This is a genomic window from Kitasatospora sp. NPDC004240 (assembly GCF_053603215.1).
The window spans coordinates 1-25,609 of record NZ_JBSGFD010000126.1 but is presented as its reverse complement, the minus strand read 5'-3'; the positions used below and the strand labels follow the sequence as shown (position 1 = coordinate 25,609).

Below are 25,609 nucleotides of genomic sequence, written 5' to 3'. Positions count from 1 at the left end.
CGGCCCGGCCGAGGGCGGCCCGGCCGAGTCCGCCGAGCGGCCGCCTGGGCCCGGACTGCGCCACGCTGATCGGCTGCCCCACGGGGGGCTGTCCGGCTTCGATGGTCATCGGCACCTCCGGCAGCGGTCACCGGAGCCGATCGCCGACCCGGTGGTCCATGCTACCGAGCACAGCACGTTCCGCGACGCGCTGCTTCCCCTCCGTCAGAGGCTTCACCCGAACGGGGGGATTCAGCGCGTCACGAAATGGGCAAACCGCCTGGCCTCCAGGGCCCGCGGACGGTGCCTCAGCGGGCGAGCGCGGCCGACCAGTCCGGATCGAGCTCGCCGCTCGCCACGATCACGGCGGGCCCGGTCATCTCCACCCGGCCGTCCGGGTGTTCGGTGATGACCAGCCGTCCGCCGGGCAGGTCCACGGTGTACGCGGCGGGCTCGCCGGTGACCGCCGGGTCGACGCCGTCCCGGCGGGCGGTGGCCACCGCGACCGCGCACGCCCCGGTGCCGCAGGAGCGGGTCTCGCCGGAGCCGCGCTCGTGCACCCGCATGGCGACGTGGCGCGGGCCGCGGTCCACCACGAACTCGACGTTGACGCCCTCGGGGTAGACCCCGGCCGGGCTGGTGAGCGGCGCGGAGTACAGGTCGCCGGCGTGGTCCAGGTCGGCGACGAAGGCGACCGCGTGCGGGTTGCCCATGTTGACGTTGCGGGCGGGCCAGCGCCGTTCGCCGACCGTCACCTCGATGCCGTCCGGGCCGGGCAGCCGGGCGTGGCCCATGTCGACGGTGACCTGGCCGGGCGTGCCGTCCTCGGCGTCCCCGGCGACGTGGGCCCGGCGGATGCCGGCACGGGTGGCGATCGCCAGCTCGCCCGGCTCGGCGAGGCCGGCCCGGACCAGGTAGTGGGCGAAGACCCGGACGCCGTTGCCGCACATCTCGGCGATCGAGCCGTCGGAGTTGCGGTAGTCCATGAACCACTCGGCGCGGTCGGCCATCGCGGCGGCGGCCGGGTCCGCGGCGGAGCGCACCACGCGCAGCAGCCCGTCACCGCCGATGCCGGCCCGGCGGTCGCACAGCGTGGCGACGGCCTCGGGACCGATCACCAGCTCGCCGTCCGGGTCGGGGACGATGACGAAGTCGTTCTGGGTGCCGTGCCCCTTGAGGAAGGGGATGCCCTTGGGCCGCTGGGTGGATTCGCTCACGCCACCGATGGTACTGAGCCGTCCCGGAGGGCACCGATCCGGTCCGCCGGCCGGACTTCGCCGGCCGGACACCTTCACGGACGGACGCGCCGCGGGCGGGGCCGCGGCCCGGGGGCTCAGCGCAGGTGGACGACGCGCCAGAGCGCCAGGGCGCAGGCGGCCAGGGCGATCAGGGTGTAGACGACGATCGCCTTCCAGCCCGCCCGCTGGCCGGAGCCGCGGCGGGGCAGGCCCGGCCACTTGTAGCCGGCGTGCCGGGCGGCCATCGCGCCCCAGCCGACCGAGGCGGCGGTGAGCAGCATGCCGAGCATCCCGACCATCGCCGAGCCGGCCCCGGCGGAGCCGAAGGCCAGCGGGAAGGCGAACATCAGCGAGCCGGCCGTGGCGAGCAGCGCGATCGGCAGGGTCTGCCACCAGCGCAGCCGCCGGCGCGGGCGGATCTCCCGCTCGTGCACCGCGCCCGAGGGGGTGCGGTTGTCCAGCGCGGGGATGGCGACCGCGTACGAGGTGGGGGCGTCGAGGCCCGCCAGCACGGGGAGGTCCGGCAGGGACGAGGCGTCCGGCTCGGTGGCCTGTGCGGTGGCGCTCCCGCTCTGCCCGGTTTCGGAGCCGGTACCCGTTGACACGCGGCCTCCCCTGGCAGTTCGACACGAGCTCGGATTCGCGGCCGGTGCGGCCGACTTGCTCGACCGGCCTCCTATGGCATCGATGATGGCATGTCCAGAGGGGCGTTCAGAGCCTGACCGGGGCCGTCGGGTGATCCGTGGCCATGACGTGATCCGGTCGTGACCGCCGGTTCGTCCTGCACGGCCGCCTGCGCGCGCAGCTGCACCGCCGCCGTGGCCGGATCCCGACCCTCGTCAGCCCCCCTGATGGAGGATCAGCTCCAGCGAGCGTTCCAGCAGCTCCGCCGGGTCGGCACCGGCCGGCCGGGAGAGCCAGTGGATCCGGTCGTCCCGGCGGAACCAGGACTCCTGCCGGCGGGCGAAGCGCTTGGTGGCGCGGACGGTCTCCGCCCTGGCCTCATCCTCGGTGCACTCGCCGGCGAAGTGGTCCAGCACCTGCTGGTAGCCGAGCGCCCGGGAGGCCGTGCGGCCCTCGCGCAGGCCCAGCCCCTCCAGTGCGCGGACCTCGTCCAGCAGTCCGTCCCGCCACATCCGGTCGACCCGCAGGGTGATCCGTTCGTCGAGTTCCGGCCGCGGTACCGCGACGCCGATCTGCACCGCGTCGTAGACCGCCCGGTTGCCGGGCAGGTTGGCGGTGAACGGGCGGCCGGTGAGCTCGATGACCTCCAGCGCGCGGACGATCCGGCGGCCGTTGCTGGGCAGGATCGCCTCGGCGGCCGCCGGGTCGAGCCCGGCGAGCCGCCGGTGCAGCACGCCGGAGCCGGTCCGCTCCAGCTCCTCCTCCAGCCGGGCCCGCAGCTCCGGGTCGGTGCCGGGGAACTCCATCTCGTCGATCGCCGCCCGGACGTACAGTCCGGAGCCGCCGACCAGGACGGGCGTGCGGCCGGCCGCCAGCAGCCGGTCGATCTCGGCGCGGGCCAGGCGCTGGTACTCGGCGACGCTGGCCGCCTCGGTGACGTCCCAGACGTCCAGCAGGTGGTGCGGGACGCCGCCACGCTCGGCGAGGGTGAGCTTGGCGGTGCCGATGTCCATGCCCCGGTAGAGCTGCATCGAGTCGGTGTTGATCACTTCGCCGTCGAGGCGGAGGGCGATGGCCACGGCCAGGTCGGACTTGCCGGCGGCGGTCGCGCCGACCACCGAGACCACACGGGGACCGGCCGCGCCGGGGGTACGAGAACTGCTCACCGCACCAGTCTCCCAAACCCGCCGCCACGCCGGTGACCTCCCCGTCCGCCCCGGCGAACCGGGCGACGATATGACCGGTAACGGTCGATTTCAAGCCGTTCGCAGGACCTCCGCGGTCGAGAACGGTTCGACGGGTACGGACGTTGAGCAGGACGAGAGGAAGGCGAGGACACCATGGGTCTGATGGACAACCTCAAGGGCAAGGCCGGCGAGCTCAAGGAGAAGGCGAGCGAACTGGCCGGCAAGCACAGCGGTCAGATCGAGCACGCGGTGGACAAGGCCGGCGGCGCGATCGACAAGGCCACCAAGGGCAAGTACACCGAGAAGATCGAGCACGGCACCCACCGGGCCAAGGAGGCCGCCGCCGACTTCGCCCACAAGCCGAAGCCGGGTGAGGCCCCCGGCCCGGGCACCGCTCCCGACGGCGGCCGGGGCCCGACGGCCTGAGCCGCCCCGGTCACCGGGGCGACAAAAGAGGGCAACGGCGCGGGGCGGCGACGGAGAGCGGGCCGCGGCCCTCAGCTCCAGGAGGCGACGAAGTAGCCGACCCCGTACGGCGCCTCGTGGTGGCCGAGCCGGCCCGCCAGGCCGGCGCCCTGGGCGGCGCCGGCCAGGACCTGCCAGGGGGCCCGGCCGTCGACCTTGAGCTCGGCGGCCAGGCCCGGGTCCAGCGCGGCCAGGGCCGTGAGGTCGGCCGAGCCCAGGGCCGCGGCCAGCGCCTCGTCGTACCCCTCGGCCCGCTCGTCGAGGTAGCCGGGCGCCTTGAGCGAACGGCAGGCGCTGCCGCCGCCCATCACCAGCAGCGCGACCCGGTCGGCCAGCCCGGCCAGGCCCTGGCCGAGGCCGAGCATCCGGTCGGCGGGGGCGTCCTCGGGCACCGCGCAGGCGTGCGTCGGCAGGGTCACCCCGGCCCGTTCCAGCAGCCAGGCGCCGACCGTCAGCGAGGGCGCGAGCTCCGGCCCCTCGACCCGTCCGCCCGGCAGCTTGGCCACCAGCGGCACGCCGTAGCGGTGGAAGGAGCCGGCGCCGCCCTCGGTCCACACCTCGGCCTCGGGGCCGGTGCCGACCACGACGACGAGTTCGGGCCCGGCGGCGACGAGCGCGGCCACCGCCTCGGCGCAGGCGGCGCGCAGCGCGTCCAGTTCGGCGGCCGCACCGGCGGCGACCTCGGGGACGAGCAGCGGCGGACAGGGGCAGACGGCAGCGGCGACCAGCATGTGGATCACTCTAACGGGAGCGGCCCGGCGGGATCGGGGATCCCACCGGGCCGTCGTGCGCGGTGATCAGCGGCGATCAGCGGTGATCAGTCGCCGCAGCAGCCGCCCGCCGGGGCCGCCGCGAGCGGGGCCGGGGCGCCGATGGTCGGCAGGCCCAGCAGCACGCCCGCGGGCTTGGCGGCCGGCTTGGCCTGGCGCTTCTCCCAGGCGTCGCCCGCCCGGGTGCGGCGCACCGAGAGGGTCGGGCCCTCGGCGAGCAGGTGGTGCGGGGCGGCGTAGGTGATCTCGACGGTCACCATGTCGCCGGGGCGCACCGGCTCGCTCGGCCGGGTGAAGTGGACCAGCCGGTTGTCGGGGGCGCGGCCGGAGAGCCGGTCGGTCCGGTCGTCCTTCTTGCCCTCGCCCTCGGCGACCAGGATCTCCAGGGTGCGGCCGACCTGCTTCTTGTTCTCCTCCCAGGAGATCTCCTCCTGGAGGGCGATCAGCCGGTCGTAGCGGGCCTGCACCACGGCCTTGGGCACCTGGTTCTCCATGTCGGCGGCCGGGGTGCCGGGGCGCTTGGAGTACTGGAAGGTGAAGGCGTTGGTGAAGCGGGCCTCGCGGACCGCGTGCAGGGTCTGCTCGAAGTCCTCCTCGGTCTCGCCGGGGAAGCCCACGATGATGTCGGTGGAGATCGCCGCGTCCGGCATCGCCTCGCGCACCTTGCGGATGATGCCGAGGAAGCGCTCCTGCCGGTACGAGCGGCGCATCGCCTTGAGCACGGTGTCCGAGCCGGACTGCAGCGGCATGTGCAGCTGGTGCATCACGTTCGGGGTCTCGGCCATCGCGGCGATCACGTCGTCGGTGAAGTCGCGCGGGTGCGGGGAGGTGAAGCGGATCCGCTCCAGGCCCTCGATCTGCCCGGCGGCGCGCAGCAGCTTGGAGAAGGCCTCGCGGTCGCCCAGGTCGGAGCCGTAGGCGTTGACGTTCTGGCCGAGCAGGGTGACCTCGATGACGCCCTCGTCGACCAGCGCCTCGATCTCGGCGAGGACGTCGCCGGGGCGGCGGTCCTCCTCCTTGCCGCGCAGCGCCGGCACGATGCAGAACGTGCACGTGTTGTTGCAGCCGACCGAGATCGCGACCCAGGCCGCGTACGCCGACTCACGGCGGGTGGGCAGGGTCGAGGGGAAGGTCTCCAGCGACTCCAGGATCTCGACCTGGGCCTTGCGCTCGACCGCGGCGCGCTCCAGCAGCGCCGGCAGGTGGCCGATGTTGTGGGTGCCGAAGACCACGTCGACCCAGGGCGCCTTGCTGACGATGGTGTCGCGGTCCTTCTGCGCCAGGCAGCCGCCGACGGCGATCTGCATGCCCTTGTGGCGGCTCTTGACCGGCGCGAGCTGTCCGAGGTTGCCGTACAGCTTGTTGTCGGCGTTCTCGCGCACCGCGCAGGTGTTGAACACCACCAGGTCCGGGTCGCCCTCCTGGCCGGCCTTGACGTACCCCGCGTCCTCCAGCAGCCCGGACAGGCGCTCGGAGTCGTGGACGTTCATCTGGCAGCCGTACGTGACGACCTTGTAGCTCTTCGATCCGCTGTCACCGCTCACCAGACCAGGGTACGGGCAGCGGCCCAACGGTTTTCCCCCGCCCGTTCGCTCCCGTTCTCCGGCTGGGCCTGGCACTATCCCTGCATGGCCCGCTCCACCGACCCCCGTCTCCGCACCGCCGTCCGCACGGCGGCGCGCAGCCCGTTCTGGCGGTCGGTGCTCGCGCTGGTCGTGGTCCTGGGCGCGCTCGGCGGCTGGTGGCTGTCGGCCGGCCGCGGCCCCGACTACCCGCGCGGCGAGACCGGCTTCGCCACCGGCGTCCAGCGCGGCGTCTACGACCGGTACGGGCAGCTGCTGCAGGACCACGTGGCCCGCTCGATGCCCGGGGTGCGGCTGCGGCTGGACAACTCGCAGGGCTCGATCGACAACCTGGCCCGGGTGACCAGCGGCCGGGACGACTTCGCCATAGCGACCGCCGACGCGGTCGCCGAGTACGGCGGGCCGGGCAAGGAGAAGCTGCGGGCGATAGCCCGGCTCTACGACGACTACCTCCAGCTGGTCGTGCCGGCCGATTCGCCGGTGCGCAAGGCCTCCGACCTCAAGGGGCTGCGGGTCGGGGTCGGCCAGTCGCTGTCCGGGGTGAACCTGGTGACCCGACGGCTGCTGTCCTCCGCCCAGCTCGACCCCGACCTGGACATCCGGCCGGCGATGCTGGGCGTCGGCGAGGCCGCCGACCAGCTGCGGGCGGGCAAGCTGGACGCGTTCTTCTGGTCCGGCGGGCTGCCGACCAGCGCGGTGAGCGACCTCTCGGAGCACTTCAGGATCCGGATCGTGCCGCTGGGCGACCTCGCCGAGGCCGTGCACCGGGTGGAGGGCGGCGGCACCGACGCCTACCGGGCGGCCACCATGCCCAAGGGCACCTACCCCAGCGCGGAGCCGGGCGACGCGGTCGCCACCGTGGCGGTGCCCAACCTGCTGATCACCCGGGCCGACGTGGACACCGACCTGGTGCAGGGGATGACCCGGGTGGTGATCGACAGCCGCGACCAGATCGGCGCCCAGGTGCACGCGGCCCAGCTGGTCGACCTGCGCACCGCCGTCTACACCGACCCGCTGCCCCTGCACGAGGGCGCCAAGCGCTACTACCGCTCGGTGAAGCCCTAACCCTGCTGGAGGAGCTTCCTGCCCTTCTCGGGCCGGGGCACCGCCAGGGTGACCGCGAGGCCGGTCGGGCTGACCGGGGCGAAGGTCAGCGAGCCGCCCGCGGCCTGGAGCAGGGTGCGGGCGATGGACAGGCCCAGGCCGGAGCCGTCCACGTTCTGGTGTCGGGGGCTGCGCCAGAAGCGGTCGCCGGCGCGGGCCAGCTCCTCCTCGGTCAGGCCGGGGCCGGCGTCCGCGACCACCACGACGACCTCCTTGCGGTGCACGGCGACCAGCACCCGCACCCGGCTGCCGGGCGGGCCGAACTTGAGCGCGTTGTCGACCACCGCGTCCAGCGCGCTGCCGAAGCCGATCGGGTCGGCCATGCCCATCGCGGTCGGCGGTCCCTCCCAGGCGAGCTCCAGGCCGCGCCGCTCGGCCACCGGCCGCCAGGCGTCCACCCGGGCCAGCGCGAGCGCGGCCAGGTCGGTGGGTTCGGGTTCGGGCCGGGCGTGCTCGGCGGTGGCCAGTCCCAGCAGGTCGTCCAGCACCCGGGCGAGGCGGGCGCCCTCCTCGCGGACCCCGCCGAGCTCCTCCTCGTGCCCCTCCGGCAGCTCCAGGCCCAGTACCTCGACCCGCAGCAGCAGCGCGGCCAGCGGGTTGCGCAGCTGGTGCGAGGCGTCCGCGACGAAGGCCTTCTGCTGGTCCAGGGCGAGCACCACGTGGTCGGCCATCTCGTTGAACGAGTGGGCGAGGCGCTGCAGCTCGGGCGGGCCGCCGCCGGGGGCGACCCGGGCGTTCATCCGGCCGGTGGCGATCGCGTGGGTGGCCCGGTCCAGGGTGCGTACCGGGCGCAGCACCCACTCGGTGAGCCGGACGGCCAGCAGCACCGCGATGATCATGGCGCCGGCCTCGCCGGCCCCGATGAAGAGCCAGCGGTGCAGCACCCTGGTGCGCATCGCGTCGGTCGGTGACTCGCTGAGCACCACCGCGACCACGTCGCCGTCGCGCACCACGGGGGCGGCGATGGTCAGGGTGCCGTCGGTGGTCCAGGGCCAGACCTGCGGCGGGTTGTGGCTGCGCCGCCCGTCCAGCGCCTCCTGGAAGGCCTGGGCGCCCCAGCCGGAGGCGGGCACCCGCCATCCGGCCGGGGCGACCGCGATGGGGACGCCGTCGCGCTGGAAGATGCCGATCCGCACGCCGTACAGCTCGTGGTAGCGCGCGGCCTCGGCGTCCAGCGCGTGCTTGCGGCTGAGGTCGCCGGGGGCGGGCTCGCCCTTGACGGCGGAGCCGGTGGTGGTGGCGACCCCGCCGGTGGGCAGGTCCTGGGCGAAGCGGGCGGCGTCGTCGATCCGGTCGACGACCACCCGGCTCTGCTCGGCGGCGGCGACGGCCGCGGCGAGCGGCAGCCCGAGGGCGGCCAGGACGCAGGCCATCAGGGAGAGCAGGATGCCGAGCAGGCGGGTGCGCACGTGCGGTCAGCGCTCCGCGGCGGCCGGGGGCGTGCTGCCGGTGGGCGCGGCGGGGCCGGCGGCCGGGGCCGGGCCGGTCTCCGGGGCGTCCGGGGCACCGGGGGCGTGCGAGGACTCCGGGGCGTCCGGGGACTCCGGGATCAGCCGGTAGCCGACGCCGCGGACGGCCTCGACCAGGCCGGGCAGGGCGAGCTTGGTGCGCAGCGAGCCGATGTGCACCTCCAGGGTGCGGCCGTTGCCCTCCCAGCCGCTGCGCCAGACCTCGCTGAAGATCTGCTCGCGCCGGTAGACCACGCCGGGGCTCTGGGCGAGCAGCGCCAGCAGGTCGAACTCCTTGCGGGTGAGCGGCACGTCGCGGCCGTCCACGCTGACCCGTCGCCGCTCGCGGTCGATCAGGATGCCCCGGGACTCCAGCGGTCCCCGGGGCTGCGGCACGGCGTCGGGGGCGGCGGGCACGGTGACGGCCGCCGCGGCCGCGGCGGCGGTGCCGCGCCGGGCGACGGCGTGGATGCGGGCGAGCAGCTCGCCCATGTCGTACGGCTTGGTGACGTAGTCGTCGGCACCCAGGTTGAGGCCGTGGATGCGCGAGCGGATGTCGGCGCGGGCGGTCACCATGATCACGGGAACGCCGCTGCCGGCGCGGATCCGGCTGCACACCTCGAAGCCGTCGCGGTCGGGCAGGCCGAGGTCGAGCAGCACCACCCGGTACGGCTCGTTGCCGTCCGGCACCAGGGCGTCGAGGGCCTCGTGGCCGCTGCGGGCGTGCCGGACCTGAAAGCCGTGCCGGCCCAGGACGGCGACCAGGGCCGCGGCGACGCGTTCGTCGTCCTCGACGAGCAGCAGTCGCATCGTTCCTCCTTTCCCGAAGCTTCCCCCGAGGGTCACGGGGCGTTCATCGCTGTTCACGGCCCCTGCCGGGCAGGTCCCGGTTCTGCGCAGTATGGGCCAGTGGGCCCGCCGACGCCAGGCTCGTCACCATCTGCGCCGGGCCCGCCACCATGTGGCCGTTTCGTGATGCTCAAGTTCCGCTCAGATCGGCTGACGTGGCACGGTCACCACTCCTATGGTCACCCCACCGGGGGCTGCGGGCTCCGCCGGCCTTCAGCCCCCGGTATCCGTACCACCATGCAGCCCAAGGGAGTTCGCCCCTCGGGCCGACACGAGGGAGCCAGGCGCGATGACCCAGAGCCCGTCCAAGGACTCGAGCGGTACGCCGGCTCCGCTGGTGGTGCTGAACGGGGTGAACAAGCACTACGGGGCGCTGCACGTGCTCCAGGACATCGACCTGGAGATCGCGCAGGGCGAGGTGGTGGTCCTGATCGGACCCTCCGGCTCCGGCAAGTCCACCCTGTGCCGGACGATCAACCGGCTGGAGACCATCGACTCCGGCACGATCGCCATCGACGGCCGTCCGCTGCCCGCCGAGGGGCGGGAACTGGCCAAACTCCGGGCCGAGGTCGGGATGGTCTTCCAGAGCTTCAACCTCTTCGCCCACAAGACGGTGCTGGAGAACGTGGTGCTCGGCCAGGTGAAGGTCCGCCGGATCCCGCGCGAGCAGGCCGTCCGCACCGCCAGGGAGCTGCTGGAGCGGGTCGGCGTCGGCGCGCAGGCCGACAAGTACCCGGCGCAGCTGTCCGGCGGCCAGCAGCAGCGCGTCGCGATCGCCCGGGCGCTCGCCATGAACCCGAAGGTGATGCTCTTCGACGAGCCCACCTCGGCCCTCGACCCCGAGATGATCAACGAGGTGCTGGAGGTGATGCGCCAACTCGCCGCCGACGGCATGACGATGGTCGTCGTCACCCACGAGATGGGCTTCGCCCGCAGCGCCGCCAACCGCGTGCTGTTCATGGCCGACGGGAAGATCGTCGAGCAGAACACCCCGGACGCCTTCTTCACCGCCCCGCGCAGCGACCGCGCCAAGGACTTCCTGTCGAAGATCCTGCACCACTGACCCGGGACGCCCCGCACCGCGGGGCCCGTCCCGCCGGAGCGGCTCCCCCACGCCCCTCCCCGCACGGAACTTCCTGTAGCCAGCGCCCGGTTGACCCGTGGCCCAGCCCGAGGAGAACAACTCTCATGAGGACTCGTCGCACTCTCGCCGTCGCGCTCTGTGTCGTCGCGCTCACCGCCACCGCCGCCTGCGGCAAGGAGGGCTCGCCCGGCGCCGCCCCCGCCACCGGCACCGACGGCAGCCCCGCGCCCAAGCTGCCCACCTACATGGTGAAGACGGACGCCAAGCTGGACGGTTCGCCGACCTGGACCGAGGCCAAGAAGCGCGGCTCGCTGCTCATCGGCGCCAAGTCCGACCAGCCGTTCCTGGGCTTCGAGGACCTCGCCACCAACACCCGCAGCGGCTTCGACATCGAGATCGCCAAGATGATCGCGGCGGACCTCGGCTTCTCGCCGGACCAGATCAAGTTCCAGACCCTGGTCTCCTCGCAGCGCGAGCCCGCGATCTCCAAGGGCCAGATCGACTACTACGTCGGCACCTACAGCATCAACGACGAGCGCAAGAAGTCGGTCTCCTTCGCCGGCCCGTACTACATCGCCGGCCAGGACCTGCTGGTGAAGGCCGACAACAGCGCGATCACCGGCCCGGAGACCGTCAAGGACAAGAAGGTCTGCACCGCGACCGGCTCCACCTCGATCAAGAACATCCAGCCGTACGGCGCCCAGATCACCCAGTTCGACGCCTACTCGGCCTGCGTGGACAAGCTGCTCAGCGGCGAGGTCGACGCGGTCACCACCGACGACGCGATCCTCAAGGGCTACGCCTCCAAGTTCCCCGGCAAGCTCAAGGTGGTCGGCAAGCCGTTCACCAAGGAGAACTACGGCGTCGGCCTGAACAAGGACGACAAGGTGCTGCGCGACGCCATCAACGACGCGATCAAGGCGCACCAGGACAACGGTGACTGGAAGAAGGCGTACGACGCGACCCTCGGCCTGTCCGGCTCCCCGGCCCCCGCGGTCCCGGAGCTGGCCCGTTACTGATCCGCACGTCTGACCCCACCAGTCACAGACGCCGACCGAGAGGAGGGCCGCCGGATGGGCATACTGTTCGAGAACGGCAACTTCGAGCTGTTTTGGGACGGTTTCCTGCAGACCATCGGGCTGAGCATCGCCAGTGCGCTGCTCGCCCTGCTGCTGGGCACCCTGCTGGCGGCCTTCCGGGTCTCCCCGATCCCCGCGCTGCGTGCCTTCGGCACCGCCTGGGTGACGATCTTCCGGAACACCCCGCTCACCCTGCTGTTCTTCGCCGTCGAGTTCGGGCTCCCCCGCCTCGGCGTGCACCTCAGCCACTTCACCTTCGCGACGCTGGCGCTCGGCTTCTACACCGCGAGCTTCGTCTGCGAGGTCCTGCGCTCCGGCATCAACACGGTGCCGCTGGGCCAGGCCGAGGCCGCCCGCAGCCTGGGCATGACCTTCGGCCAGACCCTCACCATGGTGGTGCTGCCGCAGGCGGCGCGCACCGTCCTGCCGCCGCTCAGCAGCGTCTTCATCGCGCTGCCGAGGAACTCGGCGATCGCCGGCGCCTTCAGCGTCAGCGAACTGTTCCACGTCCAGCAGACCCTGTCGGAGCTCGGGTACTCGATCTTCGCGATCTTCTTCTGGGTGGCGCTCGCCTACCTGACGATCAGCTTCGCCGTGAACCTGCTGTTCCGCACCCTGGAGAACCGACTGGCGGTGGCCCGATGAGCAGCCTCTTCACCCGCTCCACCGGCACGGCCAGCGTCCTGTACGACGCCCCCGGCCCGCGCGCCCGGCTCCGCTACCGGATCTTCGGCGTGGTGTCCGTACTCGGCATCGCCGGCCTGTTCTGGTACGCGTACGCCTCCCTGGCGGCCAACAACCAGTTCTCCCCCGAACTGTGGGAGCCCTTCGAGTACGCCAACGTCCAGCAGCGCATCGTCGACGGCATGCTGGACACCCTGCAGGCCTTCGGGCTGGCCGCGCTGTTCTCGCTCCTGCTCGGCGCGCTGCTCGCCACCGGCCGGCTCTCCGACCACAAGCCGGTGCGCTGGACGGCCACCGCGATCGTGCAGTTCTTCCGCGCGATGCCGCTGCTCATCCTGATCGTCGCGCTCTACTACGCGTTCTTCGCCAAGGAACCGATGTGGGCGCTGGTGCTCGGCCTCGCCCTCTACAACGGCTCGGTGCAGGCGGAGATCATCCGCACCGGCATCAACGCGGTCCCGCGCGGCCAGGGCGAGGCGGCGTACGCACTGGGCCTGCGCAAGAGCCAGGTCATGCTCACCGTCCTGGTGCCGCAGGCCGTCCGCTCGATGCTGCCGGCGATCATCGGCCAGCTGGTCGTCACCCTCAAGGACACCTCGCTCGGCTACGTCATCACCTACACCGAGCTGCTCTTCATCGGCAAGGCGATCGCCATGCAGTCGCCGACCGCCGAGGGCTTCCCGTACATCCCGGTGGTCCTGGTGATCACGCCCATCTACATCCTGCTCTGCCTGCTCCTGACCGGGCTCGCCAAGTGGATCGAAGCGCGCGGCCGACGCGGCGCGAACCGGCGCACATCGGCTGCTGCTTGACGGACACGCAGGTGAACTGTTGCATAGCTGTTCGTGACACCACCCGGGACCATCCTCGCGGCATATGACGCCCCCTCGTCGTCGGCCCGTACCCATGACGAGGTCCCGCCGTGGACCCGGTGATCGTGGTCGGGGCCGGACCGGTCGGTCTGGCCCTGGCCCTCGCGCTCGCCCGCCACGAGGTGCCGACCGTGGTCCTCGACGAGGGCTCCGGACTGTGCCCCGAGGGGCCCCGCAGCCTCGTCCTCGGCGCCGACGGCGCCGCCTTCCTCACCCGGATCGGCTACACCCGGGCCGTCTCCGACGCCGCCCGGTGGGACGCCTTCACCATCTGGCGCCGCCGCCAGGAGGTGCTGCGGATCGACCTCGCCGACAGCCCCGTCCTCCACCTGCCCCAGCACCGGCTCCAGCGCGGACTGCGCGACGCCCTCACCGCCACCCCGCTGGTCAGGCTCGTCCCGCTCAGCCGGGTGGTCGAGCTGGAACAGGACCGCGACGGCGTCAGCGTCCGCACCCACAACCCGCAGGACGGCACCGGCACCTGGTGGCGCGGCAGCCACCTGGTCGGCTGCGACGGCGCCCGCTCCGCCGTCCGCAAACTGCTGCGGATCCGCTTCCCCGGACGGCCCGCCGTCGACCGCAACGCCATCGCCACCGTCCGGGTCGACCTGCCCTTCACCGAGGCCCGGCTGCACCGCGAGCCGCCGTGGCGCGGCGACCGCGAGGCCTCCGCCCGCCCGCTGCCGGACGGCGTCTGGCGCCTCGACTGGCGGCTGCCCCCCGGCCGGCCCGCGCCCACCGAACCGGTCGACCCGCACGCCACCTGGCCCGGCGTCGTCACCGGCGACACCCTGCTCACCCGGGTCACCTCCGCGCTCACCGGCTGGTGCGGCGAGCTCCCCCGGTACGAGCTGCTCGCCGCCGCCGACCACACCGCCCAGCAGCGCCTCGCCGCCCGCTTCCGCAGCGGCCGCTGCTTCCTCGCCGGCGACGCGGCCCACCTGCACGGCGCCCTCGGCATGCAGAACCTCGCCGACGGCCTGCGCGACGCCGACAACCTCGCCTGGCGCCTCGCCCTCGCCTGGCACCTCCACGCGGGCGGCCCCCAGCCCGGCGGCTCCCTGCTCGACGGCTACGAGGCCGAACGGCGCGGCGCGGTCGGAGCCCGGCTGCGCGCGGTCGACCAGTCCATGCCGCTGCTGCGCCCGCTGCGCGGCTGGCAGGCCACCCGGCGCTCGTTGTTCACCGGCTCCTTCCGCAAGCACGCGCCGCTGCTCTCCGACGGCCAGCTCGGCACCGGCCGCTTCGGCGGCGCGCCGGCGTACCCCGCCGCGCCCTCCGGCGTCCCCGGCCGGGTGCCGGTCCAGCGCGGCGCGCGCGGCACCACCTCGCTCAGCGAGCTGCTGCCCGCCACCGCGCCCGGCGTGCTCGTCCCCGACCTGCCGGTGCTCGCCACCGACGGCACCCCCGACCGGCTGCACGCCCGGCTCGGGGCCACCTTCCTGCTGCTGCTGGTCGCCCCCGGCACCGCCGTCTGGTCCGCCGAGCACTGGCTGGGCGCCGGACTGATGCCCCGGCTCGCCGAGGTCGCCGCCGCGCTCCCGGTGCCCGCCGAGGTGCTGGTGACCGAGGAGTACCCGGGCGCCGGACCGCACACCGTGCTGCTGATCCGCCCGGACGGCCACCTGGTCGGCATCACCCAGGGCGCCGCCGCGGCCGACCTCCAGGCGCTCGCCGACCGCGCCCGCGGCGGCCCGGCCCCCCTCGACGGCCCGGCCGAGCCGGGCACGCCGGGGGCGGGTGGGCCGGGCGGGGGCCCGGCGGTCAGGAGCTCTTCGGCGAGGGGCTCCTCGGCACAGAGCTCCTCGGCCAAGGGCGCGGCCGTCAAGGACGTGCCTGCGAAGGGGCCGTCCACGAACGGCACGCCTGCGAAGGGGGCACCCGCCAGGGTCTCGCGCGGGCAGGGCGCGTCCGGCGCGGGTGCGCGGGGCGCGGCCGTACGAAATGCCCCGGCGCCGGGCGCGGCCGACCCGGCGGTGGACGCGCCTAGCGGGCCACCTCGGTGACCCGGCTCTCACGGACCACCGTCACCCGGATCTGCCCGGGGTAGGTCAGCTCCTACGCGACCTGCTCGGCGACCGCACGGGCGATCATCTGCGCCCCGAGGTCGTCCACCCCCGTCCGGGCCGTACGGTCTCCCCGCCCCGCGCGCTCAGTCCTCGTCTGGGCCGTACACGTCCTCGTCCGGGTCGTACGCGGCCTCGGCGTCCAGGGCCTCCCGGACGACCCGGAAGGCCAGGCCCTCCGAGTAGCCGCGCCGGGCCAGGACGCCCACCAGTCGGCGGGTCCTGGCCTGCCGCTCCAGCCCCCGGGTCGCCCGCAGCTTGCGCTCGACCAGGGCCCGGGCCGCCTCGGCCTCGTCCTCGTGATCGACCTGGGCGACCGCCCGCTCGATGGCCTCACCTGCCACGCCTCGGGTGCGCAGCTCCTGCGTCAGCGCACGCCGGGACAGCCCCCGTACGGCGTGCCGGGACTCCACCCAGGCCTCGGCGAAGGCGGCGTCGTCGATCAGCCCGACTTCCTCCAGACGGTCGAGCACCCGCTCGGCGGCCTCGTCCGGGATCTCGCGCCGGCGCAGCACGTCGGCCAGTTGCTTGCGGGTCTTGGCCGCCCCGGTGAGCAGGCGCAGGCAGATGTCCCGCGCCCGGGTCTCGGGGTCGGTCTGCTCCTCGGCCGCGGCCGTCCGGCCCCGGGCCCCCGCCGCGGAACCGTCCTTGGACCCGCGCCCGCCGGGCCCTCGCCCGGCCCGGGTCCGCCCGCGCGCGGCGGGGTCGGCGTCCGGGTCGGCGTCCGTCCCCTCCGGGTCGTACCCCGGCGCCGGGGAGCCGGCCCGGGAGCGCCGCCCGTCCTCGGACCGCTGCCGGCGGCCGGCGCCCGGCGACGCCCGGCGACCGGCGGACTCGGCGGCCGCACCCCCGTCGGCGTCCGCCTCCTCCGCCAGTGCCGAGCGCCGTCGGCGCCGGCCGGCCGGCAGCTCGGACGCGGACACCAGCCCGAGGTCCGCCACCCCGGCACCGGCACCCGGCGTCCCGGAGCCGGCCGCCCCCCAGCGGTCCGGCTCCTCCGGGGCGGGACTCGCCGACCGCCCCGGCCGTGCCACCGGTGCCGGCCCGGGCCGCGCCGGCTCAGGATCCGGCTCGGCCACGGCGGCGAACCAGTCCGGTGGCCCGTAGTCGTCGTCCGGTTCGTCCGCGTCGTTCGACCCGGACGGCCCCGCCGACCACCCCTCACTGTGCTGACTCAACGGTTCAGGCCTTGGCGGCCGCCGCCGTCTTCTTCGCCGCGGCCGTCTTGGCGGCGGTCGCGGTGATCGGCTTGGCCACGGCGTCGGCGGCCGGCGTCTCGCCCTCGGCGGGCTCCTCGGTCTTCGGGCCGATGCCGAGCTTGCCCTTGATCTTCCGCTCGATCTCGTCGGCGAGCTGCGGGTTGTCCCGCAGGAAGTTGCGGGCGTTCTCCTTGCCCTGGCCCAGCTGGTCGCCCTCGTAGGTGTACCAGGCGCCCGACTTGCGGATGAAGCCGTGCTCCACGCCCATGTCGATCAGGCCGCCCTCGCGGCTGATGCCGACGCCGTAGAGGATGTCGAACTCGGCCTGCTTGAAGGGCGCGGCCACCTTGTTCTTGACGACCTTGACGCGGGTGCGGTTGCCGACCGCCTCGGTGCCGTCCTTCAGGGTCTCGATGCGGCGGATGTCCAGCCGGACCGAGGCGTAGAACTTGAGCGCCCGGCCACCGGTCGTGGTCTCCGGCGAGCCGAACATGACGCCGATCTTCTCGCGCAGCTGGTTGATGAAGACGGCGGTGGTGTTCGACTGGTTCAGCGCGCCGGCGATCTTGCGCAGCGCCTGGCTCATCAGACGGGCCTGCAGACCGACGTGCGAGTCACCCATCTCACCCTCGATCTCCGCGCGCGGGACGAGCGCCGCGACGGAGTCGATGATCACCAGGTCGACCGCGCCGGAGCGGATCAGCATGTCGGTGATCTCCAGGGCCTGCTCGCCGGTGTCCGGCTGGCTGACCAGCAGGGCGTCGGTGTCGACGCCGAGCTTCTTGGCGTACTCGGGGTCGAGCGCGTGCTCGGCGTCCACGAACGCGACCGTGCCGCCCGCCCGCTGGGCGTTGGCCGCCAGGTGCAGGGTGAGCGTGGTCTTGCCGGAGGACTCCGGGCCGTAGATCTCGATGACCCGGCCGCGCGGGATGCCGCCCACGCCGAGGGCGACGTCCAGCGCGGTGGAACCGGTCGAGATCACCTCGATCGGCTCGTTGGCCTTCTCACCCAGGCGCATCACCGAGCCCTTGCCGAACTGTCGCTCGATCTGGGCGAGTGCGGTCTCAAGCGCCTTCTCGCGGTCCGTACCTGCCATGGCTTCCACCCTCGGGTTCTGTGCTGTGCGCTTCATCGTCCTCGACGCTAGCGCGTCCCACTGACAATCGGCCCCGACCGGGCTCGGCCTGTGGAAAACTCCTCGCCGGAGAGTACAAAGAACAACTGTTCGATTCAAGCGTAGCTGTTCGGAGCGCCCGTCCCGGCTCCCCCGGCTCAGTCCTCCGTACGCCCCCGGCCCCCGCCGCCGTTCTCCGGTCCGCCCCCGTTCTCCGGTCCGCCCCCGTTCTCCCCGCCGTCCCGCTTCCCGCCGTCCCGCTCCTCGGGGCGCACGATCCGCCGCAGTCGCCGCGCCGTCTGCCGGCGCCGCTCCCGGCGGGCCTGCCTGCGCTCCTCGCCCCGGTCGATCCGCGGATCGGTGGCCACCTCGTAGCGGCGCACGTAGGTGCCGATGAAGCCCTGCAGGGTGGCCGCCGCCGGGATGGCGATCAGCGCGCCGACCGCGCCGAGCAGCGCGGCGCCCGCGACCACCGAGCCGAAGGCCACCGCCGGGTGCACGTCCACGGTCTTCGCGGTGATCCTGGGGTGCAGCAGGTAGTTCTCGATCTGCTGGTAGACCACGACGAACGCCAGCACCCACAGCGCGTCCACCGGGTCCGCGGTGAGCGCGACCAGCACCGGCAGCGCGCCCGCCAGGTAGGTGCCGATGGTCGGCACGAACTGCGACATCACGCCGACCCAGACCGCGAGCGCCGCCGCGTACGGCAGGTCCAGCACCGCGAACATGATCCAGTGCGCGGCCGCCGAGGCCACCGCCAGCAGCGCCCGCGAGTAGAGGTAGCCGCCGGTCTTGGCCAGCGCGATCTCCCAGGCCCGCAACACCTCGGCCTGCTTGGCGGGCGGCAGCAGCGAGCAGACGGTCCGGCGCACCCGGGGCCCGTCGGCGGTGAAGTAGAAGGTGAACAGGCCGACCGTGAAGGCCTTGAAGAGCCCGCCGATCAGTGTGCTGGAGAGGCCCCAGGCGTTGTCGGCGGCCTGCTGGGCGTACGTCTCGATGGCGCCCGAGTCCTTGAGCAGCCGCTGCTGGAGCTCGTTCAGCGAGAGGTTCTGATGGAAGGTCCGGTTGATCCAGTCGATCAGGTTCTGCAGCAGGTGCGGCAGGTCGCCGGCGATCCTGGCGACCTGGTCGACCAGCAGCGTGCCGAGCGCCGCCAGGAAGCCGCCGACGGCGACCACGACCGCCACGAAGACCAGGAAGGTGCCCACGCCCCGGCGCACGCCCCGGGCGGCCATCCGGTCCACGGCCGGCTCCAGCGCGAGCGAGAGGAAGAACGAGACCAGCAGGATCACGAAGAGGTCGATCAGCTGGTGGAAGGCCCAGTCGGCGAGCTGGAACAGCCCGACCAGCGCCAGGGCGAGCACCATCGCCCGGGGCAGCCAGCGCGGCATCCCGGTGCCCCACAGCCCACCGGGGTCGGCCCCCGGACCGCCCGGCCGCCCCGGGCCCCCGGCCTGGCCCGGCACCGGCCGGCCCGCTGCGGGCGGCGGGCCCGCGACCTCCTCGGCGACCTGCGCCGACCTGTCCGGATTCTGGGGTTCTGCGCTGCGTGTCACCCGCACAGTCTCACCCATCGGTCCGGCCGTCCGGGTCCGAACCGGTCCGGGGCGGCGGCGCTCAGCGCAGCAGCGCGGAGACCCCCTGGGTGTCGCAGACCACCCGCCAGACCTCCTTGGCCTCCCAGCCCGCGTCCAGCGCCTGACGGACCGTCCGCCCGCCGAGCTCGCTCATCACGTGGTCCGAGACGAAGGACTCCGCGTACGCCTCGCCGAAGTGCTCGTACATCCGCCGCCAGAACTCCGTGAGCCTCATGCCCACCAGTATCACCGACCCGGCCGGGCCCACCCCGCCGCGTCCAGGGCGTACTCGACCTCGCCGTGCTCGCTGCCGGGGACCGGCTCGGGCCAGTCCTCGTGGAAGGTGCGCACGTACGCGAGCCCGGCCTTCTCCATCACCCGTCGCGAGCCCAGGTTGACCGCCATGGTGTACGCGCACACCCGTTCCACGCCCAGCTCGGCGAACCCCCGGTCGATCAGCGCCCGGGCGCCCTCGGTGGCCAGGCCGCGGCCCCAGGCGGCGCGGCGCAGCCGGTAGCCCAGCTCGATCTCGCGCGGGGCCGCGTGGTCCGGCGGCCGGAACTCGAACCAGCCCAGGAACGCGCCGCCGTCCCGCTCCTCGGCGGCCCACCAGCCGAGCGTCCCGTACCGCTCGTAGTGGTCGAGGTAGAGCGGCAGGATCTCCCCCGCCACGGTCTCGCGCGGGGTGGGCCGCCCGCCGCTGAGGTAGCGGGTCACCTCGGGGTCGGCGTCGAGCTCCACCAGCTGGTCGACGTCCTCCTCGGAGGCGGTGAAGCGGCGCAGCACCAGCCGCTCGGTGGTCAGGAATGCCGTCATGTCCCGATCGTCACCCGGCGCGGGCCGTCGGGTCACCCGGATTTCCGATCCGCCCGCGCCGCACCGGCCCCCGGTCAGTGCGGCAGCACCAGCGCGCCCGCGCCGAAGTACTGGCGGTCCCCGCAGCCCTGCGGCCCGGGCGGGCAGGCGGCCGCCGCGGTGCTGTTGAGCAGGGCGGAGAGCCGTTCGGCGTCGTACTCCGGGTGCTGGGCGGCGGCCACCGCGACCGCCCCGGTGACGTGGGCGGCGGCCATCGAGGTGCCGGCCAGCGCCACGAACTGGCCGCCGGGCCAGTCGGAGGTGATCGCGCCCAGGGTGCCGCCGTCCGGATCGCCGCCCGGCGCGGCCAGCGAGACCTTGCCGCGGCCGTAGTTGGAGTAGGCGGACGGGGTGCCGTCCCGGTCGAGGGCGGTGACCGTGACCACGCCGGGCAGCTCGCCGGGCAGCCGGACGCACTCGGGGCCCACCTCGCGGGTCTGCGCGGGGCCGGAGGAGCGGTCGTTGGGGCTGCGGTCGTCGGTGCGGCCGGTGGTCAGGTCCTGGCCGTCGTTCCCGGCCGAGGCGACCACCACCGCGCCCTGCCGCTGGGCGTACGCGGCGGCGCGGGCCACCGCCGTGGTGATCGCGGCCTGGTCGGGGTCCTGCGGGCAGTTGTACTTCCACGGGTCCGCGAAGTAGCTGTTGTTGATCGCCTTCACGCCGTGGTCGGCGGCCCAGAGCATGCCGCAGACGATGTTCTCCGGGTAGTACTGGCCGAGCGGGCCGAGCAGCCGCACCGCGGCGATCCGCACGCCGGGCGCGACCCCGCTCACGCCGTGCCCGTCCCGCGCCGCGCCGACGATGCCGGCCACGTGGGTGCCGTGGCCGCTCTCGCTCACGCCCTCGTCGGGCCGCCAGGCGCCGGTGCGGGAGTCCGGACGGCCGTCCGCGCAGGAGGCCGAGCTCCCCGGGTCGACGGCGGCCCGCAGGTCGGGGTGGGTGTCGTCGACGCCGGAGTCCAGCACGGCGACCGTGACCCGGCGCAGCGCCTCGGCGGACGGGGTGGCGGGGGTGCGCAGCAGCCCGGAGGAGCCGTCGGCCGTGGCCGCCTCGCCGCCCAGCATCGCGAGGTTCCAGCCGTCGCGCTCGCCCGGGTCGGGCACCGTCGGGGTCGCCTCGTCCGCGCCCTCCGCCCCCGTTCCGGCCCCCGCGTTCCTACCCGCCGCCGCGCGGTCGGAGCCGAAGCCGCCCACGCCGTCCAGCGGCCGGGGCGGGCTCGGCACCGGCTCGGTCCGGGTGGCACCGACCGCGGCCACCCCGGGCCGGCCCCGTACGGTGTCGGCGAACCCGCCGGACGCGTACGCGAGCACCGCCCCGATCTGCGGGTACTCCTGGATCACCTGGCCTCCGGCGGCCCGGGTCTCCTCGGCCGCGCGCGCCGCCCCGGCCGCGTCCTCCTGCTCGGCCACCACCAGGTAGCTCAGGTAGGAGCGGCCCGGCCCGGCCACGTACGGGACGGCGCCGCCCACCACCAGTGCGGTGAGCAGCATCGCGAGCAGGGCACGGAGCGGTCCGCGCGCGCGGCGCGGGGCGGGGCGGCCGCCGCGGGCGGCACCGCTGCCGGACAGCTGCGCCTGCGCCATCGCACGGTCTCCGCTCGTCGGTCCCGGAAGTCGCGGGAGCCCCCGGGCGTCCCGGGAACCCGCGTGGCTCCCGGGAGATGAAGAAGTCACGGGAAGGTAAAAGCGCCTGCATCATCACCATATGAGCGGATAATGCTTTCTGCCCCTTTTAGTCGCCTTTACCTACCCGGCTCACCTGCCGGCCCCACCGGGCCCATCCGCCGACGACACCCGGGCCCACCTGCCGACGACACCCGGCTGTCAGTGCCACCCGGCACCATGGGGGCATGGCGCCCCGTACCCCCAGCCAGCCACCCGCCGACCCGCTGGACGGCTTCGCCCCCGCCACCCGGGCCTGGTTCACGGGTGCCTTCACCGCGCCCACCGCCGCCCAGGCGGAGGCCTGGCGCGCGATCCAGCGGCGGACCGACGTCCTGGTGGTCGCGCCGACCGGCTCCGGCAAGACCCTCGCCGCGTTCCTCTCCGCGCTGGACCACCTCAGCAGCACCCCGCCGCCGGCCGACCCGAAGCGGCGCTGCCGGGTCCTCTACATCTCCCCGCTCAAGGCCCTCGCGGTGGACGTCGAGCGCAACCTGCGCGCCCCGCTGACCGGCCTGCGCCAGGCCTCCGTCCGGCTCGGCCTGCCCGAGCCCGACGTCCAGGTCGCCATCCGCTCCGGCGACACCCCGGCCGCCGACCGCCGCCGTTTCGCCGGCCACCCGCCGGACATCCTGATCACCACCCCCGAGTCGCTCTTCCTGCTGCTCACCTCCGCCGCCCGGGACGCCCTGCGCGGCATCGACACGGTGATCCTCGACGAGGTGCACGCCGTCGCCGGCACCAAGCGCGGCGCCCACCTGGCGCTGAGCCTGGAGCGGCTGGACGAGCTGCTGGACCGCCCGGCCCGCCGGATCGGCCTGTCCGCCACCGTCCGCCCGGTCGAGGAGGTCGCCCGCTTCCTCAGCCCGCGGCGCGGCGCCGCGATCGTCCAGCCGCCCGCCGCCAAGGAGTTCGACCTCTCCGTGGTCGTCCCGGTCGCCGACCTGGACGACCTGCCCGCCGCGCCCGCCTCCGACGGCACCGGGCCGGGCGCGGCCACCGACCCGCGCACGGCCAACTCGATCTGGCCGCACGTCGAGGAGCGGATCGTCGACCTCGTCCAGGCGCACCGCTCGACCATCGTCTTCGCCAACTCCCGCCGCCTCGCCGAGCGCCTGTGCAACCGGCTCAACGAGATCGCGCTCGAACGGGCCACCGGCGGGGCCCTGCCCGAGGCGCACGGCCCCGCCGAACTGATGGGCGGCTCCGGCGCGGTCAGGGGCGCCCCGCCGGTCCTCGCCCGCGCCCACCACGGCTCGGTCTCCAAGGAGCAGCGCGCGCTGGTCGAGGAGGAGCTCAAGGCCGGCCGGCTGCCCGCCGTGGTGGCCACCTCCAGCCTGGAGCTGGGCATCGACATGGGGGCGGTCGAGCTGGTCGTCCAGGTCGAGTCCCCGCCCTCGGTCGCCTCCGGCCTCCAGCGGGTCGGCCGGGCCGGCCACCAGGTCGGCGCGGTCTCCACCGGCGTGGTCTTCCCCAAGTACCGCGGCGACCTCGTCCAGTCCGCCGTGGTCACCGAACGGATGCGGGCCGGGCGGATCGAGGCGCTGCGCGTCCCGCGCAACCCGCTGGACGTGCTCGCCCAGCAGCTGGTCGCGATCACCGCGCTGGACACCTGGCAGGTCGACGACCTGCTCGCGCTGGTCCGCCGCGCCGCGCCGTTCGCCACCCTGCCGCAGTCGGCCTTCGACGCCGTCCTGGACATGCTGGCCGGCCGCTACCCCTCGGACGCCTTCGCCGAGCTGCGCCCGCGCCTGGTCTGGGACCGCGTCGCCGGCACCGTCACCGGCCGCCCCGGCGCCCAGCGCCTCGCCGTCACCTCCGGCGGCACCATCCCGGACCGCGGACTGTTCGGCGTCTTCATCGCCGGCTCCGACCCCAAGAAGGGGGGCGGACGGGTCGGAGAGCTGGACGAGGAGATGGTCTACGAGTCCCGCGTCGGCGACGTCTTCACCCTGGGCACCACCTCCTGGCGGATCCAGGAGATCACCCACGACAAGGTGCTGGTCACCCCCGCCCCCGGCGTCCCCGGCCGACTGCCGTTCTGGAAGGGCGACGCCCTCGGCCGTCCGCTGGAGCTGGGCCGGGCCCTCGGCGCCTTCGTCCGCGAGCTCGGCGCGCTCACCCCCGACGCCGCCACCGAGCGGCTGCGGCAGGCCGGACTGGACGACTGGGCGGCGGCCAACCTGCTCGACTACCTCGCCGAGCAGCGCACCTCCTGCGGCCACCTCCCCGACGACCGCACCATCGTCGTCGAGCGCTTCCGCGACGAGCTCGGCGACTGGCGGATCGTCATCCACTCCCCCTTCGGCGCCCAGGTGCACGCCCCCTGGGCGCTCGCCCTCGGCGCCCGGCTGCGCGAGAAGCACGGCCTGGACCCGCAGGTGATGCACGCCGACGACGGCATCGTGCTGCGGCTGCCCGACGCCGACCTGCTCGACTTCGATCCGACGGGCCCGTCCGACCGGCCCGTCACGGACGACGCCCCGGTCGGCGCCGACGCCGCGCTGTTCGACCCCGGCGAGATCGAGCAGTTGGTCACCGACCAGGTCGGCGGCTCCGCGCTGTTCGCCTCCCGGTTCCGCGAGTGCGCCGGACGGGCCCTGCTGCTGCCCCGCCGCAGCCCCGGCCGGCGCACCCCGCTCTGGCAGCAGCGCCAGCGCGCCGCCCAGCTGCTGGAGGTGGCCTCCGAGTACGGCTCGTTCCCGATCGTGCTGGAGGCCGTCCGGGAGTGCCTCCAGGACGTCTTCGACGTGCCCGGGCTGGTCGAGCTGATGGGCGACCTGGAGTCCCGCGCCGTCCGCCTGGTCGAGGTCACCACCCCCGAGCCCTCCCCGTTCGCCCGCTCCCTGCTCTTCGGCTACGTCGCCCAGTTCCTCTACGAGGGCGACTCCCCGCTCGCCGAGCGCCGCGCCGCCGCCCTCTCGCTCGACTCCCGGCTGCTCTCCGAGCTCCTCGGCCAGGCCGAGCTGCGCGAGCTCCTGGACCCGGACGTGCTCGCCGGGCTGGAGGCCGAGCTCCAGCGGCTCACCCCCGAGCGCCGGATCAAGGACGCCGAGGGGGTCGCCGACGCGCTGCGGCTGCTCGGCCCGCTCTCCGAGGCCGAACTCACCACCCGCGGCGCCGAACCGCTGTGGGCGCTGGAGCTGGAGGCCGCCCGCCGGATCATCCAGGTGCGGATCGCCGGCGAGCGGCGCTGGGCCGCCGTCGAGGACGCCGGCCGGCTGCGCGACGCCCTCGGCACCCCGCTGCCGGTCGGCGTGCCCGAGGCCTTCACCGAGCCGGTCAAGGACCCGCTCGGCGACCTGCTCGCCCGGTACGCCCGCACCCACGGCCCGTTCACCGCAGGCGAGGCCGCCGCCCGCTTCGGCCTGGGCGCGGCCGTGGTCGTCGGCACCCTCCAGCGGCTCACCGCCGCCGGGCGGCTGGTCCAGGGCGAGTTCCGCCCTCACCGGCCGTACACGGAAGCGCTTCGCGCACCCGGCTCTTCCGCGGACGCCCCCGCCACCGTCCCCGAGGGCCACCCCGCCGCCGTGGAGTGGTGCGACGCCGAGGTGCTGCGCCGGCTGCGCCGCCGCTCGCTGGCCGCCCTGCGCCAGGAGGTCGAGCCGGTGCCGCCGCGCGCCCTGGCCGCCTTCCTCCCGCAGTGGCAGCACCTGGCCGGCCACCGGCTGCGCGGCCCCGACGGACTGGTCCGGGTGGTCGAGCAGCTCCAGGGCACCGCCCTGCCCGCCTCCGCCCTGGAGAAGCTGATCCTCCCGGCCCGGCTCACCGACTACTCCCCGGGCCTGCTGGACGAGCTGATGGCCGCCGGCGAGGTCGGCTGGTCCGGCGCCGGCGCGCTGCCCGGAAAGGACGGCTGGATCAGCCTCCACCTCGCCGAGAACGCCCACCTGCTGCGCCCCGACCCCGTCCCGCCCACCCTCACCCCGGTGCACACCGCCCTGCTGGAGGCGCTGGACGGCGGATACGGCCTGTTCTTCCGCCAGCTGGCCGAGCAGCTCGCCCGCACCCTGCCCGACACCCCGCAGACCGAGCTCGTCGAGGCCCTGTGGGACCTCGCCTGGGCCGGGTACGTCAGCAACGACACCCTGGCCCCGCTGCGCGCGCTGCTCGGCTCCGGCCGGACCGCCGGCGCCACCGCCCACCGCGCCCCCAGGGCCACCCCGCGCGG

At 74.4% G+C, this 25,609-nt stretch carries 21 protein-coding genes; 8 read left to right on the top strand and 13 right to left on the bottom strand.

All coding sequences use genetic code 11. The features are described from left to right. Positions 1–287: 287 nt before the first annotated feature. From dapF to miaA, 3 genes are all read right to left on the bottom strand, one after another. A complete protein-coding gene (gene dapF / locus ACWEQL_RS28460; protein WP_452153191.1) occupies positions 288–1,196 on the bottom strand; it encodes a diaminopimelate epimerase in 909 nt (302 codons plus the stop codon). Between the two features lie 116 nt (positions 1,197–1,312). Beyond that, positions 1,313–1,822, bottom strand: coding sequence for a hypothetical protein (locus ACWEQL_RS28455; RefSeq protein ID WP_452153190.1), 510 nt, complete (start codon positions 1,820–1,822; stop codon positions 1,313–1,315). A gap of 234 nt (positions 1,823–2,056) precedes the next feature. After that, positions 2,057–3,007, bottom strand: coding sequence for a tRNA (adenosine(37)-N6)-dimethylallyltransferase MiaA (miaA, locus tag ACWEQL_RS28450; protein WP_452153189.1), 951 nt, complete (start codon positions 3,005–3,007; stop codon positions 2,057–2,059). Positions 3,008–3,190: 183 nt separating this feature from the next. Here miaA and ACWEQL_RS28445 point away from each other — a divergent pair, with 183 nt between their 5' ends. Further along, positions 3,191–3,454 (top strand): antitoxin, encoded by a 264-nt coding sequence (locus ACWEQL_RS28445; RefSeq protein WP_452153188.1) that lies wholly within the window; start codon positions 3,191–3,193, stop codon positions 3,452–3,454. Between the two features lie 71 nt (positions 3,455–3,525). On the opposite strand, the gene ACWEQL_RS28440 is transcribed toward ACWEQL_RS28445, so the two are convergent. Further along, positions 3,526–4,224, bottom strand: a complete 699-nt coding sequence (locus ACWEQL_RS28440) for a hypothetical protein (protein ID WP_452153187.1) — start codon at positions 4,222–4,224, stop codon at positions 3,526–3,528. A gap of 86 nt (positions 4,225–4,310) precedes the next feature. After that, positions 4,311–5,807, bottom strand: a complete 1,497-nt coding sequence (gene miaB, locus ACWEQL_RS28435; RefSeq protein ID WP_452153186.1) for a tRNA (N6-isopentenyl adenosine(37)-C2)-methylthiotransferase MiaB — start codon at positions 5,805–5,807, stop codon at positions 4,311–4,313. Positions 5,808–5,891: 84 nt separating this feature from the next. On the opposite strand from miaB, the gene ACWEQL_RS28430 reads away from it, so the two are divergent. Next, entirely contained in the window at positions 5,892–6,911 is a 1,020-nt protein-coding gene (locus ACWEQL_RS28430) for a TAXI family TRAP transporter solute-binding subunit (protein ID WP_452153185.1), read from the top strand. On the opposite strand, the gene ACWEQL_RS28425 is transcribed toward ACWEQL_RS28430, so the two are convergent. Next, entirely contained in the window at positions 6,908–8,359 is a 1,452-nt protein-coding gene (locus ACWEQL_RS28425; protein ID WP_452153184.1) for a sensor histidine kinase, read from the bottom strand. The genes ACWEQL_RS28430 and ACWEQL_RS28425 overlap by 4 nt on opposite strands. Positions 8,360–8,365: 6 nt before the next feature. Next, a complete protein-coding gene (locus ACWEQL_RS28420; RefSeq protein WP_452153183.1) occupies positions 8,366–9,208 on the bottom strand; it encodes a response regulator transcription factor in 843 nt (280 codons plus the stop codon). A gap of 328 nt (positions 9,209–9,536) precedes the next feature. Here ACWEQL_RS28420 and ACWEQL_RS28415 point away from each other — a divergent pair, with 328 nt between their 5' ends. From ACWEQL_RS28415 to ACWEQL_RS28395, 5 genes are all read left to right on the top strand, one after another. Beyond that, positions 9,537–10,310, top strand: a complete 774-nt coding sequence (locus ACWEQL_RS28415; protein WP_452153182.1) for an amino acid ABC transporter ATP-binding protein — start codon at positions 9,537–9,539, stop codon at positions 10,308–10,310. Positions 10,311–10,435: 125 nt separating this feature from the next. Further along, positions 10,436–11,350: a glutamate ABC transporter substrate-binding protein gene (locus ACWEQL_RS28410; RefSeq protein ID WP_452153181.1), complete on the top strand. Its 915-nt coding sequence runs from the start codon at positions 10,436–10,438 to the stop codon at positions 11,348–11,350. A gap of 54 nt (positions 11,351–11,404) precedes the next feature. Next, entirely contained in the window at positions 11,405–12,055 is a 651-nt protein-coding gene (locus tag ACWEQL_RS28405; protein WP_452153180.1) for an amino acid ABC transporter permease, read from the top strand. Continuing rightward, positions 12,052–12,906: an amino acid ABC transporter permease gene (locus ACWEQL_RS28400; RefSeq protein WP_452153179.1), complete on the top strand. Its 855-nt coding sequence runs from the start codon at positions 12,052–12,054 to the stop codon at positions 12,904–12,906. The genes ACWEQL_RS28405 and ACWEQL_RS28400 overlap by 4 nt, the downstream gene beginning before the upstream one ends. 110 nt (positions 12,907–13,016) lie before the next feature. Next, positions 13,017–14,972: an FAD-dependent monooxygenase gene (locus ACWEQL_RS28395; RefSeq protein WP_452153178.1), complete on the top strand. Its 1,956-nt coding sequence runs from the start codon at positions 13,017–13,019 to the stop codon at positions 14,970–14,972. Positions 14,973–15,118: 146 nt separating this feature from the next. Here ACWEQL_RS28395 and ACWEQL_RS28390 read toward each other — a convergent pair whose 3' ends face one another. From ACWEQL_RS28390 to ACWEQL_RS28365, 6 genes are all read right to left on the bottom strand, one after another. After that, the gene (locus ACWEQL_RS28390) at positions 15,119–16,210 is read right to left on the bottom strand and encodes a regulatory protein RecX (protein WP_452153177.1); all 1,092 of its coding nucleotides are present in this window, start codon (positions 16,208–16,210) and stop codon (positions 15,119–15,121) included. 4 nt (positions 16,211–16,214) lie between these two features. Continuing rightward, the gene (gene recA, locus ACWEQL_RS28385) at positions 16,215–17,327 is read right to left on the bottom strand and encodes a recombinase RecA (RefSeq protein ID WP_452153176.1); all 1,113 of its coding nucleotides are present in this window, start codon (positions 17,325–17,327) and stop codon (positions 16,215–16,217) included. 176 nt (positions 17,328–17,503) lie between these two features. Continuing rightward, positions 17,504–18,901 (bottom strand): AI-2E family transporter, encoded by a 1,398-nt coding sequence (locus ACWEQL_RS28380; protein ID WP_452153175.1) that lies wholly within the window; start codon positions 18,899–18,901, stop codon positions 17,504–17,506. 61 nt (positions 18,902–18,962) lie between these two features. After that, the gene (locus ACWEQL_RS28375; protein ID WP_452153174.1) at positions 18,963–19,157 is read right to left on the bottom strand and encodes a DUF3046 domain-containing protein; all 195 of its coding nucleotides are present in this window, start codon (positions 19,155–19,157) and stop codon (positions 18,963–18,965) included. An 11-nt stretch (positions 19,158–19,168) separates the two neighbouring features. Next, positions 19,169–19,738, bottom strand: coding sequence for a GNAT family N-acetyltransferase (locus ACWEQL_RS28370; RefSeq protein WP_452153173.1), 570 nt, complete (start codon positions 19,736–19,738; stop codon positions 19,169–19,171). A gap of 74 nt (positions 19,739–19,812) precedes the next feature. Then, positions 19,813–21,360, bottom strand: coding sequence for a S8 family serine peptidase (locus ACWEQL_RS28365; RefSeq protein WP_452153172.1), 1,548 nt, complete (start codon positions 21,358–21,360; stop codon positions 19,813–19,815). A gap of 266 nt (positions 21,361–21,626) precedes the next feature. Between ACWEQL_RS28365 and ACWEQL_RS28360 the strand changes: the two genes are divergently transcribed. After that, a partial coding sequence (locus tag ACWEQL_RS28360) for an ATP-dependent helicase (protein ID WP_452153171.1) occupies positions 21,627–25,609 on the top strand: 3,983 nt, incomplete at its 3' end.